Origin of the sequence: Lysinibacillus sp. NPDC093692 (assembly GCF_050280125.1) — a bacterium.
GTDB lineage: Bacteria > Bacillota > Bacilli > Bacillales_A > Planococcaceae > Lysinibacillus.
Genome location: NZ_JBNNUW010000003.1, coordinates 260,139 through 276,290 on the forward strand (window position 1 = coordinate 260,139; position 16,152 = coordinate 276,290).

Genomic DNA, 16,152 nt, shown 5'->3' on the forward strand with positions numbered 1-16,152 from the left:
GTGCTTTTAACGCGCCCTTTGTCTATTAAATATCTTCCTCATCAACACGACAATCCCAACAAATACAACTGCTCCAGCGGTATCCAAAATAACATCCTGTCCGCTCATCGTGCGTCCGGGTGTGAAGCTTTGACGTAGCTCATCAAGCGTTGCAATAATAGCTGTCCCGGCAATAGCGATTCCTGCGGCAAATCGACGCTTTCCCCATGCAAAGTAAATGCCAAGTGCGATGCAGCCGAATCCAGCAAAATGCGTGAATTTCCGAATTAAAAATTCTACAAACTTAAAGTAACCACGCTCTTCAACGGAAACAACTGTATCCCAATAAGGAATTTTTAAAACAGATAATTGCTTTTCAAACGGCTTATTTGCTAATATCTGCTCTAATTCAGGAATAATAGACTGTTGTTCATAGGTCATACTAGAGGAAATCGCAAGTACTACTAAAAATACGATTAAGATAAGCCATTTTTTCATCGGTGATCCATATATTGTTCGGCTTTCGTTAGCTCTTTGATAGCTTTAAAATCTGTTATCGAATCAATTTTTTCATAGGCAGCTAGTGTTTGCGCCAGCTGTTCTTGTGAGCTTGCACCGATTACTGTTGAGGCGATAGTAGATTCCTTTAGATTAGAAGCGATTGCTAGTGCATGTAAATCGTCATAATGTGAAGCTAAACCTGTTAATGTTGCAGTTAATTCGTCCGCTGTGTAAGTGTTAAAGCCATTGACACGCTGTAAACGTTCTTTCCAACTATTCGTTAGTAACCCCTTTGCAACAGTCCCACGCGTTACAACGGAAGCCCCTTCTTTTGCGATAAAGTCGAGCCATTCCTCTGGACGACGATCTAAAGCACTATATTGCATCATGACACTTTTTGCAGAGCTTGCTGGTAAAAAACGCTTTAGTACATTTGGTCGAATAGAGGAAATACCATATTCTCGAATTAATCCATCCTTTTTCAAATCTTCAAAAGTGTCGATAATTCCATCCCAATCGTCCTCTATAGTACCGCCATGTAACTGGTAAACATCAATATAGTCAGTACCTAGACGTTTTAAGCTAGCGTGTAAAGCCTCCTTTATATAGGACGGAGATGCATCCCAATGCCAACCTTCTACACCTTCTGTCCATCGATTACCCACTTTCGTCGCGACTAGTACATCTTGACGACGCTTTCCTAAAATAGCGCCGATCATTTCTTCATTTGCCCCAAAATCATATAAATCGGCTGTATCGATGTAATTAATGCCTGCATCTAATGCCATATCGACGATTTTAGCAGCCTTTATCTTATCTGTCGAAAGAGACATGCCCCCTAAACTAATCTCTGAAATAAACAATTCACTTGAGCCAAGCTGTCTTTTTTTCATACTAATGCCCTCCTTCGATTTCTCTACTTGTAATGGTACAATGAACATATCTGAAGAACAAGCGAGGTTATAGTCAATGAAAAAGTTTGAAGAAAAAACGACAAAGACTACATCCATTTATGACGGGAAAATTGTGAAATTTCAAGTTGACGATGTCACTTTACCGAATGGTAATGTTGCAAAAAGGGAGATTATTAAACATCCTGGTGCGGTGGCAGTTATTGCTGTTACCGATGAAGGAAAGTTAGTATTAGTGGAGCAATATCGCAAAGCTTTAGAACGTTCAATTGTTGAAATTCCAGCTGGTAAGCTTGAACCTGGTGAGGAGCCGATTGTGACGGCGCGACGTGAACTGGAGGAAGAAACAGGTTACGGTGCACAAAGCTTAACGTATTTACAAGCGTTTGCAACATCCCCGGGCTTCGCAGATGAGATCATCCATCTATTTGTAGCAAAAGATTTATATACAATTGAAAACAAAGCAGATCTAGATGAGGATGAATTTGTCGAATTAGTAGAAGTTTCGTTGGAAGAGGCGAGGCAAATGGTTGCAGATGAGCGTATATACGATGCTAAGACAGCGTTTGCAGTACTTTGGCTTGCAGCACAATAAGATAATAATCTTTTGCATAATAGAAGCGGACGAGCATAAGCTGTACAAACCTTGATAGAAAAGGAGCATGTTTATGTCTCGTACGGTGTCTATATTTTATCACGCATCTATTATTGCGGTGAGTTTCGTTTGTGGCGTTATCTTATTTCATATTATTGGTGGGCCGAATGCGGAGCCTTTTATTTCATTTATAGAGCCTCGTTTAATAAATGGGGACAGGCATTCTCTATTTCGTTTAGTGTTACCTGTTGCTGTTTCAATCGCTCTTATATTATTGCTTGCAACACATAGTCTCCTGAAGGTTTTAGTACGTGTTACAGTGGCGATACGAGCAACCTTTTTTGGCTTTAGCTCGGTTTTTTTATTACAAAAACTTGAAGCTTTCTGGGTTTATACGATTTGGTGGTTTCCATTTCAGCTCATCTATTGTATATTGTTGCTAGTCCTATGTAATTTACTTGTACCAGCTTGGTCAAAAAGAAAAATCGGAAAAATGATACATGGTCGGACAATTTTGTTGAATTTTTTCGCATTTTTCATCATAATAGTGGCTGAGTTTATTGTTATTTCTTATGTGATTAAATAATAGATACAATTCACGGGAATTTAACTTCTTTCAGCTGGTGTCCTAAAATCTGTACCTGTCGCTACGCTTTCGGTACAAAAGACATTCGCTGAAATAAAGGAACTCAGTCTAAAAACGCCACGTTCTGTGGTGACGACTGAGTGACCAACATCACGTTGGCCCAAAGCCTCCGGACGCAATTATGCCGAGGCATAATTGATTGTCAGGTAAAAACATACAAAAGCAAATTCGAAATCTACTCACTACCTTGTAATAGGATTTATTCCTTTGGTATAATGGGAAGAGTTTAGGGGGGCGTCACATGGAGAGCCGAATAGATCGTATAAAAAAACAGTTGCATAGTGCTAGTTATAAGCTGACGCCGCAGCGAGAAGCAACAGTTGCTGTACTGCTTGAGCACGAGGAAGACCATCTAAGTGCAGAAGATGTTTACCTTTTAGTAAAAGAAAAAGCACCAGAAATTGGTCTAGCGACTGTCTATAGAACGTTAGAATTACTAACTGAGCTCAAAATTGTCGACAAAATCAACTTTGGCGATGGCGTTTCACGCTATGATTTACGCCAAGAGGGAGCTGCGCATTTCCACCATCATCTTGTTTGTATCGAATGTGGTGCGGTTGATGAAATTCAGGAAGATTTACTTGAAGATGTGGAAGCCGTTGTTGAAAGACGTTGGAATTTTATTATAAAGGACCATCGATTAACTTTCCACGGCATTTGCTGGCGCTGTCATGATAAAAACGACGAAGTATCAGAAGAAAAGTAAAAAAGACGTCCCAAAAAGTTTTATGACTTTTTGGGACGTTTTTTTAATCTGAAATTTTAGTTTTAATAACTTTTGAACGGTCTTGGATGTCTGTAATCAGTAATCTATTATTTGATAGTTTCATTGTGTAACGTTTTTCGCGCTGGTATGACCAAGTACCATCTTCTGTTAGGTAAAAATCAAAAATTTCCGTCGAATCAAGAATGATTGTGGATGGATCCGTAGCATATACCTTGTCAATCATATTAGACTTAAAATCATAGGAATAGTAATCAAATGTGATATGATCCGTTACGAATTTACTGTAATCTCTTCGTATTTGTGTACCCTCTAAAAAATAATCCTGAACATAACTAAAATCAGCATTATCTAAAGCGTACTTGTAGTTATTACGAAAATCATAGAAGAGGGAGCGAGCCACGTCTTCATATTCAGAAAGGAAAGTATCCAATGCTTGTTGATTTGCTTTTTTTTCGGCTTCAGCTCTTTGTTTAGTCTGTATAGAGCCAAATTGAAGATGATGTTGCGGATTATTTAATGTTATTATTTCGGATTTCTCTTCTTGACCGTCTTGTCCTTTTTTAACAGCATGTACTTTAACAGAATCATCTAGTTTTGCAGTGAAAAGCTTAACATCTTGTGCTTTTTTTTCCGTACTTTTTCCGTTGATAAATACAATTGCATCTTCAATATCAGATGTAAGATGTACCTGATAATCTGCAAGATCTATTGAAAGCATCTTTTTGTTCTCTTCATTATTAGAAATTATTAGCTGATCTTTAATTTCATTTTGAAAATATTCATCTTTTAACGCTAAACTATAATTGTAAATTCCAGGGGCGAACTTACCAATTTTTTCTGTTTCATTAGATAAATCAGTAGATACCAATTCCCCTAATTTAAATTTTGTGTCAAGTTTAACTGGACTAATAGTATGTACACTTAATTCAATTGGTTGAATATCAAATGTATATTTTTTGTAGAATATTAAGAAATTGTTTTCTTTTATCGTAATTAGTTTCGAATCATCCTTATTTGTTACAGGTTCGGTATATCCTTTTTCCATATATTCATTCAAATTTTCCTCTAACACAGGATTAATATTTTTTGTCCAATTTTGATCCTTCATATAGTTATAAAATGCCTTATTATCAATGATTGTATCTTCAGGAAATCGGAATGATTGGGCGAATTTTTCATAATTTTCATCAGAAAAATAATTGTTCAAATCAGCTAGCTGTTTTTTAGGGTCTATCTGGCTTTTAATAATAAAATGCCCACCGATTAGCAATGCTAGTATAGCAAAAATACTACTAATGATAACCTTTTTTGTTGTGCTCATAGGTTCTTTTTTGTGGGATGTTTCAGAGAAATAGCTTTGTTGTTTAGGGATGTTTGCTATAATTTCTGATTCTTCAGAACGAGTAGGTGAGAGTTTAGTACCGCATTCTAAACAAAATTTCTCGTTCGATATTACTTGTTTTCCACAACTCTGACATTCGCGCATTATAAAACTCCTTTTTTGTAAATATAATATAAATATACCATGTAAAATGGAAGAATAAAGAATAACTTATTGAAAAAATAATAAAAAATGGATACTATTAGGGATGATAACAACAGAAATAGTGAAGGAAGTGTATATATGATTGAAATGAAAGATATAAGTACAATGGAGTTGAAGGATTTAAAAAATGGCTTGAGATTGGCGAAAGATAAGCGAATGGAACTGATTGTTAAATTAGGAGAATTGGTTCATTTACAATTATTAAATCAAAAACTCAATCATGATGAATTGTCAGAAATTTCTTTGGGGATTGCGTCGCAGGATCGCTTAATCTACCGATATGGTAAGCAGATAACAAATATAAACGCGGCATCACAACAGTGTTCAAAATGCATGCAACAACTTGGCGAGAATGCAAAATTCTGCGGGAATTGTGGTACATTGAATCCTACTTATATTGATCCAAATACTGTGTATAAATCATGCCAAAGCTGTTCTGAAGAAATACATGAATCTGCTCTATTTTGTCCATGCTGTGGAATGAAACAGGGGGCACTATAATGACTTGTAGGCATTGTCACGAGCAACATCCTAATTATTTTACATATTGCCCTAATACAAATGGGGTTATTGAGAAAGAGCCATTTAAACATACATATGCAACGAATGATTTTTGCTTATCTTGTGGCACAAAAAACGAAGAATCAGGCTCGTTTTGTAGTCAATGTGGTGAGATAACTATTAAAAGAGTTGAGCAAAAAACGACATTCAATAAGGTAATAAGCGAAACGTTAAAAAATGTGAATGTACCAAACATGGGGAATATAAAAGGTCAAGAATTAAAGAATGCATCAAAGGAAAAAGTGAATTTCTTTAAAAATAACCCATTATTTTTTGTTCCTATTGTTGTGTCCATTTTGTTAATATTTATGTTTACATTCATTGCGAAAAATAGCTTTCTAGATGTAGTAACGGCTGATTTAGATCATGAACAATCAGCAATCGTTAAAGCAATTATGAGTGACCCTTCAGAGCTAGAGGATAAGATATATAAGGAGTCTGGTATCAAACTAAGTATACCTAAAATACTCTCACTTCCAAGCTTAGTGACAGTGGTTCATAATGTTAAAGCAGAATGGAATGTTGTTTTAGACGCAGGTTTTACTAATAATTCTATACATATATCTATGGACAATGTGTTATTTGGGCTAATGCTCATTCCTTTTATTGCTTTAGCAATAGGTGGTGTTATTTACGGTATTCTTGCACGTAAAAAAAATTGGTCTTTATATCAAGGGATTGTTTATTCAACAATTGTGTATGTTATTGTGATGTTAGTTGTCTCTTTCATATCAAAGTTCAGTACAAAGCTTGGTCAAGTAGAAACTAAAGGGCTATTTATGATTGAGGCGTCAATGGATTATTCAGCTTTGGATATGATTTTCTCAGCGACTATTTTATCAATTGTAATATTTGGGTTTGCTGCAATTTTAACTTATTTTAATAAATCTATTTTTGAAAAATTGAGCTATCAAGTAAAATATGTGCAGTATGCTATGTTTTCTGTAGCCATTACATTTATTGGGTTGCTTATTAATTTCTCAAACATTTATTTTAGTTTGGATAAAAAGGTTTTAGAATCAGAAACTGTTTCAATTTTTAGCAGTATTTATATGGGAACTTGGAATTGGATATGTACGTTCTTTTCAAAGCTGCATATGAATACATCACTAGATGGTTTTTCAGAGAACATCACTTACAGCCTTTTTGATAATGAAAAATCTGAAGTATATCAGTCTTATTTTTATAATAGTTTATTTGAAGGGGAAAAATATTCGTTATTGCCATCATTTATTTTAGTACTAATTACGATCGTATTGATTAGTGCAGCTGGCTATATATTATATATTGTCCATCGTATGAATTGGAAAGAATGTTTAATTTTTGCAGGTATGTTCACAGCGTTACAGTTAATGATTATTTATTTTGTGAATATCCAGCTCGATTTTGCAGCTTCCGATGGTTACATCCAGTTTTCATTTTCATTTGAAATCATTTTGACAGCTTTACTTGTTTTGATCGTCTCTTCAGCAAGTTTTGCCGCAGGTGGTTATTTGCGACAGTATCAATTAAAAAAATAAATAGACTACCTCTCTTACACGATGCGTGAAGGGAGGTTTTTTTTGTAGAGCAAGCATTTGGTTTATTGAACATGTTAATATGGAAGATAGTAGAATGTTAAGGGGGCGCTATGATGAATGAATTTCAATATGCAATAGAGGATTATATCCATTTTATCCAAGTAGAGCGACAATTATCTGATAATACATTAGCATCCTATCGCCGAGACTTAGAAAATTACGTGAATTTTTTGCGGGAAACGGAAGGGATGTCTGATTTTCGTAAAGTGGAAAGGACGACCATTTTGCGTCATTTAGAGCAGTTGCGAATGCAAGGAAAGACAAGTCGTACTGTTGCCCGCCATATTTCCTCTATTCGTAGTTTCCACCAATTTTTACTTCGAGAAAAGCGAGCTGAAACAGATCCGACAGTTCATTTAGAAATGCCAATCATTGAGCAAAAGCTACCAAATGTCCTCTCGATTGAAGAAATTGAAGCTATATTAGCGTCACCAAATCGCAGCAAGCCACAGGGCATTCGGGATGTGGCAATGCTAGAACTATTATATGGGTCAGGGATGCGAATTAGTGAGCTAATTGCATTGGATTTAACTGATATTCACCTAACGATGGGCTTTGTGCGTGTTTTTGGTAAGGGAGGCAAGGAGCGCATCATTCCCCTTGGAAAAAGCGCGCTTTCTGCATTAAGTACTTATTTAGATGGCGCACGGAGTCAATTACAAGGAAAGTACCCAAAAACGGATGCTTTTTTTATTAATCAAAGAGGAAAACGTTTAACAAGGCAAGGTTGTTGGAAATTAATGAAGGAGCACGCTTTAAAAGCAGGCATCCAACATGAACTAACGCCACATACATTACGCCATTCCTTCGCAACACATTTAGTGGAAAACGGTGCGGATTTACGTGCAGTACAGGAGATGCTTGGGCATGCGGATATTTCCACAACACAAATTTATACACATATTAGTAAATCCCGACTATCAGAGGTTTATAAGCAATTTCATCCACGTGCTTAAAATTAGTAGGAGGTCTGACCTTTATTTTTCGAGCTTTTTTGGTAAAATAGAGACATGAGAGTAGGAGGCAAAATTATGAATAAACCATTTAAGAAAATCCATGTAGTTGTATTGGACTCAGTTGGAATTGGTGAAGCTCCAGACGCAGCGAATTTTGGAGATGTAGGTTCACATACTCTTGGACATATCGCTGAAAAAATGAATGGGCTTACAATGCCACATATGGAGTCTTTCGGCTTAGCAAATATTGAACCATTACAAGGTATACAAGCTACTGACAAACCAAAAGCATTCTACGGAAAAATGCAAGAAGCATCTGTTGGTAAAGATACGATGACAGGTCACTGGGAAATCATGGGATTAAATATTGATAAACCGTTTAAGGTATATCCGGATGGGTTCCCAGCAGAGCTTATTGCAGAGCTTGAAAAACGTACAGGTCGCAAAGTTCTTTGCAATCAACCTGCAAGCGGAACACAAGTAATCGAGGACTTTGGCAAAGAGCATATGGAGACAGGAGCGATTATTGTCTATACTTCTGCTGACCCTGTTTTGCAAATTGCTGCACATGAGGAAATTATTCCATTAGAGGAATTATATAAAATTTGTGAAATCGCTCGTGAGCTAACATTACAACCAGAATATTTAGTTGGTCGTGTTATTGCTCGTCCATTTATCGGTACACCAGGAAACTTCGCGCGTACTTCTAATCGTCATGATTATGCGTTAAAACCATTTGGTCGTACAACGATGAATGTCTTACAGGATGCAGGTTTAGACGTTATCGCAATCGGGAAAATTTCTGATATTTTCAACGGTGAAGGCGTTACTGATGCAGTGCGTACGAAAAATAATACGGATGGTATGGATAAATTTGCAGAGGTAGTACGTCGTGACTTCCATGGTATAAGCTTCTTAAACTTAGTAGACTTTGATGCGAATTTTGGGCATCGTCGTGACCCTATAGGCTATGGTAACGCACTACAAGAATTTGATGCACGATTACCAGAAATTACAGAGGTAATGACAAAAGATGATCTACTAATCATTACAGCGGACCACGGAAATGACCCAACATTCCCAGGGACAGACCATACACGTGAATATGTACCGTTAATTGTTTATTCACCACGCTTTAATGGTGGTAGTGAGCTAGCACTACGTGAAACTTTTGCAGATATCGCAGCAACAGTTGCAGAAAACTTCAAAGTAGAAGCACCAAAGTTTGGTAAAAGCTTCTTGAATGATCTGAAGTAAGGGGGATTATAGATATGAATATGGCACAGCTGTTTGAAAAGAAAAAGCAAGGTAAAGAGCTATCTCAGGCTGAAATACAGTATTTTGTAGAGGGTTACACTACTGGTGCAATTCCTGATTATCAAGCAAGTTCCCTACTAATGGCAATCCGTTTATTGGGCATGACATATGATGAAACATTTTATTTAACAAAAGCAATGATAGAATCTGGAGATGTTATTGATTTATCATCTATTGAAGGTTTTAAAATTGATAAGCATTCAACTGGCGGTGTAGGCGATAAAGTTACACTAATTGTCACTCCGATCATTGCTGCACTTGATATTCCTGTTGCAAAATTCAGTGGTAAGGGTCTAGGCATTACAGGTGGGACAATCGATAAATTAGAATCGATTCGTGGCTTTAAAACAGAGCTTTCATCACAAGAATTTATCGATAATGTCAATAAACATAAAATTGCAGTTGCTGGTCAAACAGGCAACCTTGTACCAGCTGACAAAAAATTGTACGCGTTGCGAGATGTGACAGGTACTGTCGATTCCACTCCACTTATTGCCGCGTCTATCATGAGTAAGAAAATAGCAAGTGGTGCAGACGGTATTGTACTAGATGTTAAATGTGGCTCAGGTGCATTTATGAAAACAGAAGAAGAAGCACAAGTTTTAGCTGATACGATGACTGCAATCGGTGAAAAGCTAGGACGTAAAGTAGTCGCGCATATTAGTGATATGGATAATCCACTAGGTAAAATGATTGGCAATAAGCTTGAAGTAGTAGAAGCAGTTGCTTTATTAAGTGGACGTATGGACGAAACGCACGAAGATTTGCTAGATGAATGTATTATTATCTCTTCGCTGATGTACCAAGTTGCAGCTGGAGTGAATGAGGCTGAAGCAACAGCAGCTGTTAAACGCGTATTAGAAGATGGTTCAGCCGCTGCAAAATTCGAGGAATTTATCGTAGCACAGGGCGGCGATTTAGCAGATATCCTACAAAAAGACACAGCAAATAAAATAGCTGTTAAAGCATCTGCTGAAGGTACTGTAGGGACGATTAACGCACTATTAATCGGAGAAGCTAGCGTAGGTCTTGGTGCAGGCCGATTAACGAAGGAATCAGTGCTTGACTATGATGCCGGTATCCAATTAGTTGCCAAAAAAGGCGACCAAGTTCGTACTGGCGAAACGATTGCTTATTTATATTCAAATGGTCAAATTGATGAGGAAACAATCGAAAAAGTACAGAAAGCTTATACAATTGCATAAATACTATGAAGCGAGAATTCTCTTTAATAAAAGGGGATTCTCGCTTTTTTTTGTTCTGAAAAGCGAAGGGGGAAGCGGTGGAACGGAGAGTTAGAGCGGCGGGAAGAAGGGCTGAAGCGACGGAAAGAAGAGTCCAGGCGACGGAAGAAAAGCTGAAGTCGTGGATAGAATGGTCAAAGCCGTGGTTAGAACGGTTAAAACGACGAAACGAAGTCAGAGCGATGGAAAGAAGTGGCGAACCGACGGAACGAAAAGCCAAAGCGACGGAAAGAAGTGCTGATATGACGGGAAGAAGAGTAAAGGCGACGGAATGAAAAGCCGAAACGACGGAAAGAAGCCAGAGCGACGGAAAGAAGAGCCGAAGTGACGGAACGAAGTCAGAGCGACGGAAAGAAGAGCCAAAGCGACGGAAAGAAGAGCCAAAGCGACGGAAAGAAGTGCCGAAGCGACGGAAAGAAGTCAGGGCGATGGAAAGAAGTCAGAACAAAGGAAGAAAAGCCAAAATCGTGGATAGAACGGTCAAAAACGTGGATAGAGCAGCCAAAAACGTGGATAGAGCAGCCAAAAACGTGGATAGAGCAGCCAAAAACGTGGATAGAACCGCCATCCCCGCTCCATCGGACAAAACTTCTACCTCCGGCGGCCATCCCCGCTCCGCCCACCCCTGCTCCGGCGGCCACCCCCACCCCCGCCAAATTTCTACTCACGCCTCTAACATAATAATAATTCTTATGAAAAGTGTCAGCTATGTTTAAAAAATGTTGATTTATCCCATACTGCAATTAACCTAAAAAGCTATAAGTATGTCGATTTGCCACTATTTCGGAAGACTTTGCACTAGTTCTGTCAGCCGCAAGGAATCACCACATTGAATGTGGAATTGCACGAGGAGGAGGCGATGTTCATGCATTTTCAGTTAGAAATGGTAACAAGAGAGACAGTGGTTATACGTTTATTTGGGGAGCTCGATCATCATGCGGTAGAGCAAATTCGAGCTAAAATTTCTACAGCAATTTTTCAAGGTACTGTAACGACTATTATTTGGAATTTAGAGGGGCTTTCTTTTATGGATAGTTCAGGTGTAGGTTTAGTGCTTGGTCGGATGCGTGAGTTAGAGGCAGTCGCTGGGCGGACGATATTATTGAATCCATCGCCGACAATGCGAAAAGTATTTCAATTTTCAGGTTTAGGGCCGTGGATGATGGAAGCAACAGAAGAAGAAGCAATTGATCGAGTTAGGGGGATTGTAAATGGATAACGAAATGACATTAACTTTTTTAGCAATTAGTGAAAATGAGGCCTTAGCGCGTGTAGCTGTGACAGGATTTATCGCACAATTAGATCCAACTATTGATGAGCTATCCGAATTTAAAACGGTTGTTTCAGAGGCCGTTTCTAATGCCATTATTCACGGTTATGAAGAGGATGGTAAGGGCGTTGTTACAGTTCATGCAAAACGCGAGGATGATATTGTAACGGTGTCTGTTTTGGATAAAGGTATTGGCATTGCGGATGTAAGCCAAGCAATGGAGCCGTTATTTACGACGAAAAGCGCGATGGAACGTTCAGGTATGGGCTTTACCATTATGGATAGTTTTTCAGATCAGTTGACAGTCATGTCTAAGTGGCAAGAAGGTACAACCGTCACATTTACGAAGAAATTTTACTCGGTTCGCACACCGGTAATGTGAGGATGCGATTGTGAAGCCGCTAGAACAGTCGTCCGATAAGCTATTGTCACAGGGAGAAATGCGAGATTTAATTGCACGTGCACAACAGGGCGATCATGAGGCTCGTAAACGAATGATTGAAGGGAATACGAGGCTTGTGTGGTCTATTGTCCAACGCTTTACAAGCAGGGGCGTGGAGCTCGAGGATTTGTTTCAAATTGGATGCATTGGGCTTATGAAGTCTGTGGATAAATTTGATCTAACGTATGATGTTAAATTTTCGACATATGCTGTACCAATGATCATCGGAGAAATTCAGCGCTTTCTAAGGGATGATGGAATGGTGAAGGTTAGCCGTTCTATTCGTGAGCTTAATTTTAAAATTCGTCATGCAACTGATGAATTTATTAAAAATAATGAGCATCCACCAACCATACATGAATTAGCGCAGGTTCTTGATGTTACAACTGAAGAAATTGTAACAGCTTCAGATGCATTGAGAGATCCAGCTTCCTTGCATGAACAATTGTATGAGAGTGAAGGGGATTCTATTACATTAATGGATCAGATGAAGGACGAAAAATCTGAGCAGCCATTTGATTATATTCCACTAAAAGAGGTGCTCACAAGGCTTGAGCCTAGAGAGCAATCCATTATTTATTTACGATATTTCTCAGATTGTACCCAAACTGAAATTGCCAACAGGCTAGGTATATCACAAGTTCAGGTATCACGATTAGAGAAAAAAATTCTTGCCCAATTGAAAACTTGGATGGCCACAAGTGCCACAGTTGAAGAGGAAGAAGTAAAAAAAGACATTTAAGAAAATGGTGACAGCATGACAGATAAAGATAAACTATTTAACAGCTTAGAAGAAGCCGAAGATTTTCTTAAAGAACAGTTTGGAGACGGCGAATCATTTGACATTAGTATAAAGCATCTATTTGTCAAAGATTTGCCGGTTCTTTGCGCATATGTAACCGGACTTGTGGATGGAGTTGTGTTAACACAACTACTCTCTAATATGTTACCTGATGAGGACGTTGATATTGAGGATGAAAAGGAGTATTTTGAAGCCTATTTCAATTACCAAGGTCGTTCAGAGGAAACCAAACGTGAAGCCATTTTATTAGCCATATTAAGTGGACAGGTAGTCTTTATAACTAAAGGTGGTTACGGCTATGTTGCAGAGATACGAAGCTATCCGGGTCGTACCCCTGAGGAGCCTGACAATGAAAAGGTTATTCGTGGATCTAGGGATGGCTTTGTTGAAGGTATTTCTCAAAATACTGCTTTGATTCGTCGACGAATTCGCAATAGTAATTTACGTTTCGAGCTACATAAAATATCCGAAATCGGTCAAACCGATGTCGCTCTAGCGTTTATAAAAGGTATTGCGAATGATGAAACGCTCGATAAATTGCGACATCGCATTGCGCAAATTCATCATGATGGTTTGACTATGACGGATAAATCACTAGAAGAATGGCTGTTTAAACAGAAGTTTCATCCAGTTCCTTTTGTACGTTATACGGAACGACCAGATATTACCGCAGCCCATTTACTTGAAGGCCATATAGCCATTATTGTCGATACGTCACCTTCTATCATTCTCGTACCTGCAACTGCTTTTCATTTGTTGCAGCATGCGGAGGAGTATAGGCAGGCACCATCAGTCGGAACCTTTGTCCGTTTTATGCGCTATTTTGGAGCGTTTACGGGTTTATTATTATTGCCTATGTGGTATTTATTTGCAACACACGGGATACATTTACCAGATGAGCTATCCTTTTTAGGTGCTAAGGAAAAATCACATATCCCACTTTTGCTACAAGTACTTATTGGCGATATTGGGATAGAATTTTTGAGGATGGCCGCCATTCATACCCCATCACCATTATCCACTGCGATGGGGTTGGTTGCGGGTATAACTATTGGTCAGATTGCTATTGATGTTGGGGTATTCTCGCCGGAAGTTGTGTTATATACAGCGGTTTCAGCTATTCTGACATTTATTATTCCGTCTTATGAGCTGGGTATCTCCATTAAACTCTTTAGAATATTGCTGTTAATAATGACTGGAATTTGGGGAGTTAATGGTTTATTTATTGGGATATTTATATTGTTTACGTATTTATGTTCATTACGTCCGATGCAAGCGCCGTATTTATGGCCACTTATTCCGTTCTTCCCAAATGCGATGCTTCGCGTACTTATTCGTTTCCCAATGACAGCAGATGCATTGAGGCCATATGTTGTTGACTCCCAACAGCGAAAAAGATCATAGAAGCCGTTGCACTCGTTTTTTTCATGTGATAAAGTTCACATATAGTATTTTGTGATTTTTGCGAAAATTGTCTTCATTCATCAAAAGGTTCACCACATGTTAAAACACATGTGCAACTTGTTGAATGAAGCAATATCCCTCTAAATAAGGATTGTAGGCTAAATTGCCCGAAATCTTTCTAAAATGGGGTGCAATGTATCACGTGATGGAACGATGTGAAAAGGGAGAGATGCACATGCATTTATATGGAACACAAGCGATTTCTGAAGATGGTCATTTAACGATTGGACAGGTAGATACATTAGAGCTTGCAAAAGAATATGGTACACCTTTATTTGTGTATGATACAGCACTTATTCGTAAGCGTGCACGCGGCTTTATAGATACGTTTAAAAAACTAGGTGTAAAAGCAGAAGTAGCTTATGCTTCAAAAGCATTTGCATGTGTAGCTGTGTACCAATTAGCGGCAGAAGAAAATCTATCTTTAGATGTTGTCTCTGGTGGAGAATTATTTACAGCTTTAAAAGCTGGATTCCCTCCGGAACGCATTCATTTCCACGGTAATAATAAAAGCATTGCTGAACTAGAATTAGCATTTGACTCAAAAATCGGTTGTATTGTCGTGGATAACTTCTATGAAATTCAACTTTTACAAGAAATCTCAGAGCGCCGTCAGCAAAAAATGCGTATTTTACTACGTGTCACACCAGGTGTGGAGGCACATACGCATGATTTCATTACGACAGGTCAAGCGGATTCAAAATTTGGCTTCGACTTAAATAATGGTCAAGCAGATGAAGCTTTCCAACAAACTTTTAAGCATGAATACCTAGAACTTCTAGGATTGCACTGCCATATTGGCTCTCAAATTTTTGACACAGCGGGCTTTGGCTTAGCAGGAGAAAAACTAATTGATAAAATTTCGGATTGGAACAAGACTCACGATTTTACGTGTACTGTGTTAAACTTAGGTGGGGGCTTCGGAATTCGTTATACAGAGGAAGATGCACCGCTTGAGCCACAAGTATATGTAGAGGATATGATTACAGTTGTAAAGACTAAAGCGACTGTACTTGGTCTAACGATGCCAGAAATTTGGATTGAACCAGGGCGATCACTTGTAGGGGATGCAGGAACATCTCTTTATACAATTGGTTCACAAAAAACAGTACCTAATGTTCGTAAATATATTGCTGTCGATGGTGGTATGAGTGATAATATCCGTCCGGCTTTATATGATGCGAAGTACGAAGCGGTCATTGCGAGTAAAGCAGATGAATCGAAAAGTGAAACATATACAGTGGCTGGTAAACTTTGTGAATCAGGTGATAAATTAATTATTGATGCTAAGCTTCAGGAAGCAGCTTCTGGTGATGTGCTAGCAATCTTCTGTACTGGTGCGTATGGATATTCTATGGCGAGTAACTACAATCGTGTGCCACGACCAGCAGTTGTATTTGTAGAAGATGGCAAACATCAATTAGCAATTCGACGCGAAAGTTATGAAGATATTGTACAAAACGATCTCCCGCTAACGTTAAAAAAGGGTGAGTAAATATGAGAAAAAACAAATGGGTATTACTAGCGTCCATTTCAACTTTTATTTTGTTGTGGGGCGTTGTCTATTGGGTATTGGCGTCTAAAGGTATTCTCGGACCTGGTTCGTAAGAC

At 38.3% G+C, this 16,152-nt stretch carries 18 protein-coding genes; 15 read left to right on the forward strand and 3 right to left on the reverse strand.

Translation table 11 applies throughout. The annotated features are described in order from the left end of the window. Window positions 1-6: 6 nt before the first annotated feature. Both ACQKN4_RS05585 and ACQKN4_RS05590 read right to left on the reverse strand, forming a co-directional pair. Window positions 7-477 (reverse strand): VanZ family protein, encoded by a 471-nt coding sequence (locus ACQKN4_RS05585; RefSeq protein WP_079560683.1) that lies wholly within the window; start codon window positions 475-477, stop codon window positions 7-9. Then, on the reverse strand, window positions 474-1,373 hold the full coding sequence (locus tag ACQKN4_RS05590; protein WP_427482718.1) for an aldo/keto reductase: 900 nt from the start codon (window positions 1,371-1,373) through the stop codon (window positions 474-476). Before ACQKN4_RS05590 ends, ACQKN4_RS05585 begins: the two co-directional genes overlap by 4 nt. Before the next feature lie 76 nt (window positions 1,374-1,449). Between ACQKN4_RS05590 and ACQKN4_RS05595 the strand changes: the two genes are divergently transcribed. The 3 genes from ACQKN4_RS05595 (at window position 1,450) to ACQKN4_RS05605 (ending at window position 3,338) form a co-directional block, all read left to right on the forward strand. Further along, window positions 1,450-1,986: an NUDIX domain-containing protein gene (locus ACQKN4_RS05595; protein WP_079560686.1), complete on the forward strand. Its 537-nt coding sequence runs from the start codon at window positions 1,450-1,452 to the stop codon at window positions 1,984-1,986. A gap of 73 nt (window positions 1,987-2,059) precedes the next feature. Next, entirely contained in the window at window positions 2,060-2,572 is a 513-nt protein-coding gene (locus tag ACQKN4_RS05600) for a hypothetical protein (protein WP_079560687.1), read from the forward strand. 301 nt (window positions 2,573-2,873) lie between these two features. Continuing rightward, window positions 2,874-3,338: a Fur family transcriptional regulator gene (locus tag ACQKN4_RS05605; RefSeq protein WP_079560689.1), complete on the forward strand. Its 465-nt coding sequence runs from the start codon at window positions 2,874-2,876 to the stop codon at window positions 3,336-3,338. Between the two features lie 43 nt (window positions 3,339-3,381). Here the strand turns inward: ACQKN4_RS05605 and ACQKN4_RS05610 are convergent, their stop codons facing one another. After that, window positions 3,382-4,845 (reverse strand): TcaA 3rd/4th domain-containing protein, encoded by a 1,464-nt coding sequence (locus tag ACQKN4_RS05610; RefSeq protein ID WP_079560692.1) that lies wholly within the window; start codon window positions 4,843-4,845, stop codon window positions 3,382-3,384. A gap of 138 nt (window positions 4,846-4,983) precedes the next feature. On the opposite strand from ACQKN4_RS05610, the gene ACQKN4_RS05615 reads away from it, so the two are divergent. The 12 genes from ACQKN4_RS05615 (at window position 4,984) to lysA (ending at window position 16,036) form a co-directional block, all read left to right on the forward strand. Next, window positions 4,984-5,406 (forward strand): zinc ribbon domain-containing protein, encoded by a 423-nt coding sequence (locus ACQKN4_RS05615; protein WP_079560694.1) that lies wholly within the window; start codon window positions 4,984-4,986, stop codon window positions 5,404-5,406. Next, complete coding sequence (locus tag ACQKN4_RS05620) at window positions 5,406-6,986, forward strand: hypothetical protein (RefSeq protein ID WP_427482721.1); 1,581 nt, start codon at window positions 5,406-5,408, stop codon at window positions 6,984-6,986. Before ACQKN4_RS05615 ends, ACQKN4_RS05620 begins: the two co-directional genes overlap by 1 nt. 113 nt (window positions 6,987-7,099) lie before the next feature. Next, complete coding sequence (gene xerD, locus ACQKN4_RS05625; protein WP_079560699.1) at window positions 7,100-8,002, forward strand: site-specific tyrosine recombinase XerD; 903 nt, start codon at window positions 7,100-7,102, stop codon at window positions 8,000-8,002. 75 nt (window positions 8,003-8,077) lie between these two features. Continuing rightward, a complete protein-coding gene (gene deoB / locus ACQKN4_RS05630) occupies window positions 8,078-9,259 on the forward strand; it encodes a phosphopentomutase (RefSeq protein ID WP_427482723.1) in 1,182 nt (393 codons plus the stop codon). A gap of 14 nt (window positions 9,260-9,273) precedes the next feature. Next, complete coding sequence (locus tag ACQKN4_RS05635; RefSeq protein ID WP_079560704.1) at window positions 9,274-10,524, forward strand: thymidine phosphorylase; 1,251 nt, start codon at window positions 9,274-9,276, stop codon at window positions 10,522-10,524. 77 nt (window positions 10,525-10,601) lie between these two features. After that, on the forward strand, window positions 10,602-10,838 hold the full coding sequence (locus ACQKN4_RS05640) for a hypothetical protein (protein ID WP_427482725.1): 237 nt from the start codon (window positions 10,602-10,604) through the stop codon (window positions 10,836-10,838). A gap of 153 nt (window positions 10,839-10,991) precedes the next feature. Further along, a complete protein-coding gene (locus tag ACQKN4_RS05645) occupies window positions 10,992-11,279 on the forward strand; it encodes a hypothetical protein (protein ID WP_427482727.1) in 288 nt (95 codons plus the stop codon). A gap of 149 nt (window positions 11,280-11,428) precedes the next feature. After that, entirely contained in the window at window positions 11,429-11,782 is a 354-nt protein-coding gene (gene spoIIAA, locus ACQKN4_RS05650; RefSeq protein WP_079560712.1) for an anti-sigma F factor antagonist, read from the forward strand. After that, window positions 11,775-12,215 carry an anti-sigma F factor gene (spoIIAB, locus tag ACQKN4_RS05655; RefSeq protein ID WP_079560714.1) on the forward strand — a complete coding sequence of 147 codons (441 nt, stop codon included), beginning with the start codon at window positions 11,775-11,777 and terminating at the stop codon, window positions 12,213-12,215. Before spoIIAA ends, spoIIAB begins: the two co-directional genes overlap by 8 nt. 10 nt (window positions 12,216-12,225) lie before the next feature. Further along, a complete protein-coding gene (gene sigF / locus ACQKN4_RS05660) occupies window positions 12,226-13,017 on the forward strand; it encodes an RNA polymerase sporulation sigma factor SigF (protein ID WP_079560716.1) in 792 nt (263 codons plus the stop codon). Window positions 13,018-13,032: 15 nt separating this feature from the next. Further along, a complete protein-coding gene (locus tag ACQKN4_RS05665; protein ID WP_427482730.1) occupies window positions 13,033-14,481 on the forward strand; it encodes a spore germination protein in 1,449 nt (482 codons plus the stop codon). 235 nt (window positions 14,482-14,716) lie between these two features. Continuing rightward, entirely contained in the window at window positions 14,717-16,036 is a 1,320-nt protein-coding gene (gene lysA / locus ACQKN4_RS05670) for a diaminopimelate decarboxylase (RefSeq protein ID WP_427482732.1), read from the forward strand. Window positions 16,037-16,152 lie beyond the last annotated feature (116 nt).

Coding starts and splice junctions, on each gene's coding strand:
- spoIIAA (WP_079560712.1), top strand. CDS start 11,429: ATGCATTTTCAGTTAGAAATGGTAACAAGAGAGACAGTGGTTATACGT.
- xerD (WP_079560699.1), top strand. CDS start 7,100: ATGAATGAATTTCAATATGCAATAGAGGATTATATCCATTTTATCCAA.
- ACQKN4_RS05610 (WP_079560692.1), bottom strand. CDS start 4,845: ATGCGCGAATGTCAGAGTTGTGGAAAACAAGTAATATCGAACGAGAAA.
- ACQKN4_RS05635 (WP_079560704.1), top strand. CDS start 9,274: ATGAATATGGCACAGCTGTTTGAAAAGAAAAAGCAAGGTAAAGAGCTA.
- ACQKN4_RS05600 (WP_079560687.1), top strand. CDS start 2,060: ATGTCTCGTACGGTGTCTATATTTTATCACGCATCTATTATTGCGGTG.
- ACQKN4_RS05605 (WP_079560689.1), top strand. CDS start 2,874: ATGGAGAGCCGAATAGATCGTATAAAAAAACAGTTGCATAGTGCTAGT.
- ACQKN4_RS05585 (WP_079560683.1), bottom strand. CDS start 477: ATGAAAAAATGGCTTATCTTAATCGTATTTTTAGTAGTACTTGCGATT.
- deoB (WP_427482723.1), top strand. CDS start 8,078: ATGAATAAACCATTTAAGAAAATCCATGTAGTTGTATTGGACTCAGTT.
- ACQKN4_RS05620 (WP_427482721.1), top strand. CDS start 5,406: ATGACTTGTAGGCATTGTCACGAGCAACATCCTAATTATTTTACATAT.
- ACQKN4_RS05595 (WP_079560686.1), top strand. CDS start 1,450: ATGAAAAAGTTTGAAGAAAAAACGACAAAGACTACATCCATTTATGAC.
- ACQKN4_RS05665 (WP_427482730.1), top strand. CDS start 13,033: ATGACAGATAAAGATAAACTATTTAACAGCTTAGAAGAAGCCGAAGAT.
- ACQKN4_RS05615 (WP_079560694.1), top strand. CDS start 4,984: ATGATTGAAATGAAAGATATAAGTACAATGGAGTTGAAGGATTTAAAA.
- lysA (WP_427482732.1), top strand. CDS start 14,717: ATGCATTTATATGGAACACAAGCGATTTCTGAAGATGGTCATTTAACG.
- ACQKN4_RS05645 (WP_427482727.1), top strand. CDS start 10,992: ATGGAAAGAAGTCAGAACAAAGGAAGAAAAGCCAAAATCGTGGATAGA.
- spoIIAB (WP_079560714.1), top strand. CDS start 11,775: ATGGATAACGAAATGACATTAACTTTTTTAGCAATTAGTGAAAATGAG.
- ACQKN4_RS05590 (WP_427482718.1), bottom strand. CDS start 1,373: ATGAAAAAAAGACAGCTTGGCTCAAGTGAATTGTTTATTTCAGAGATT.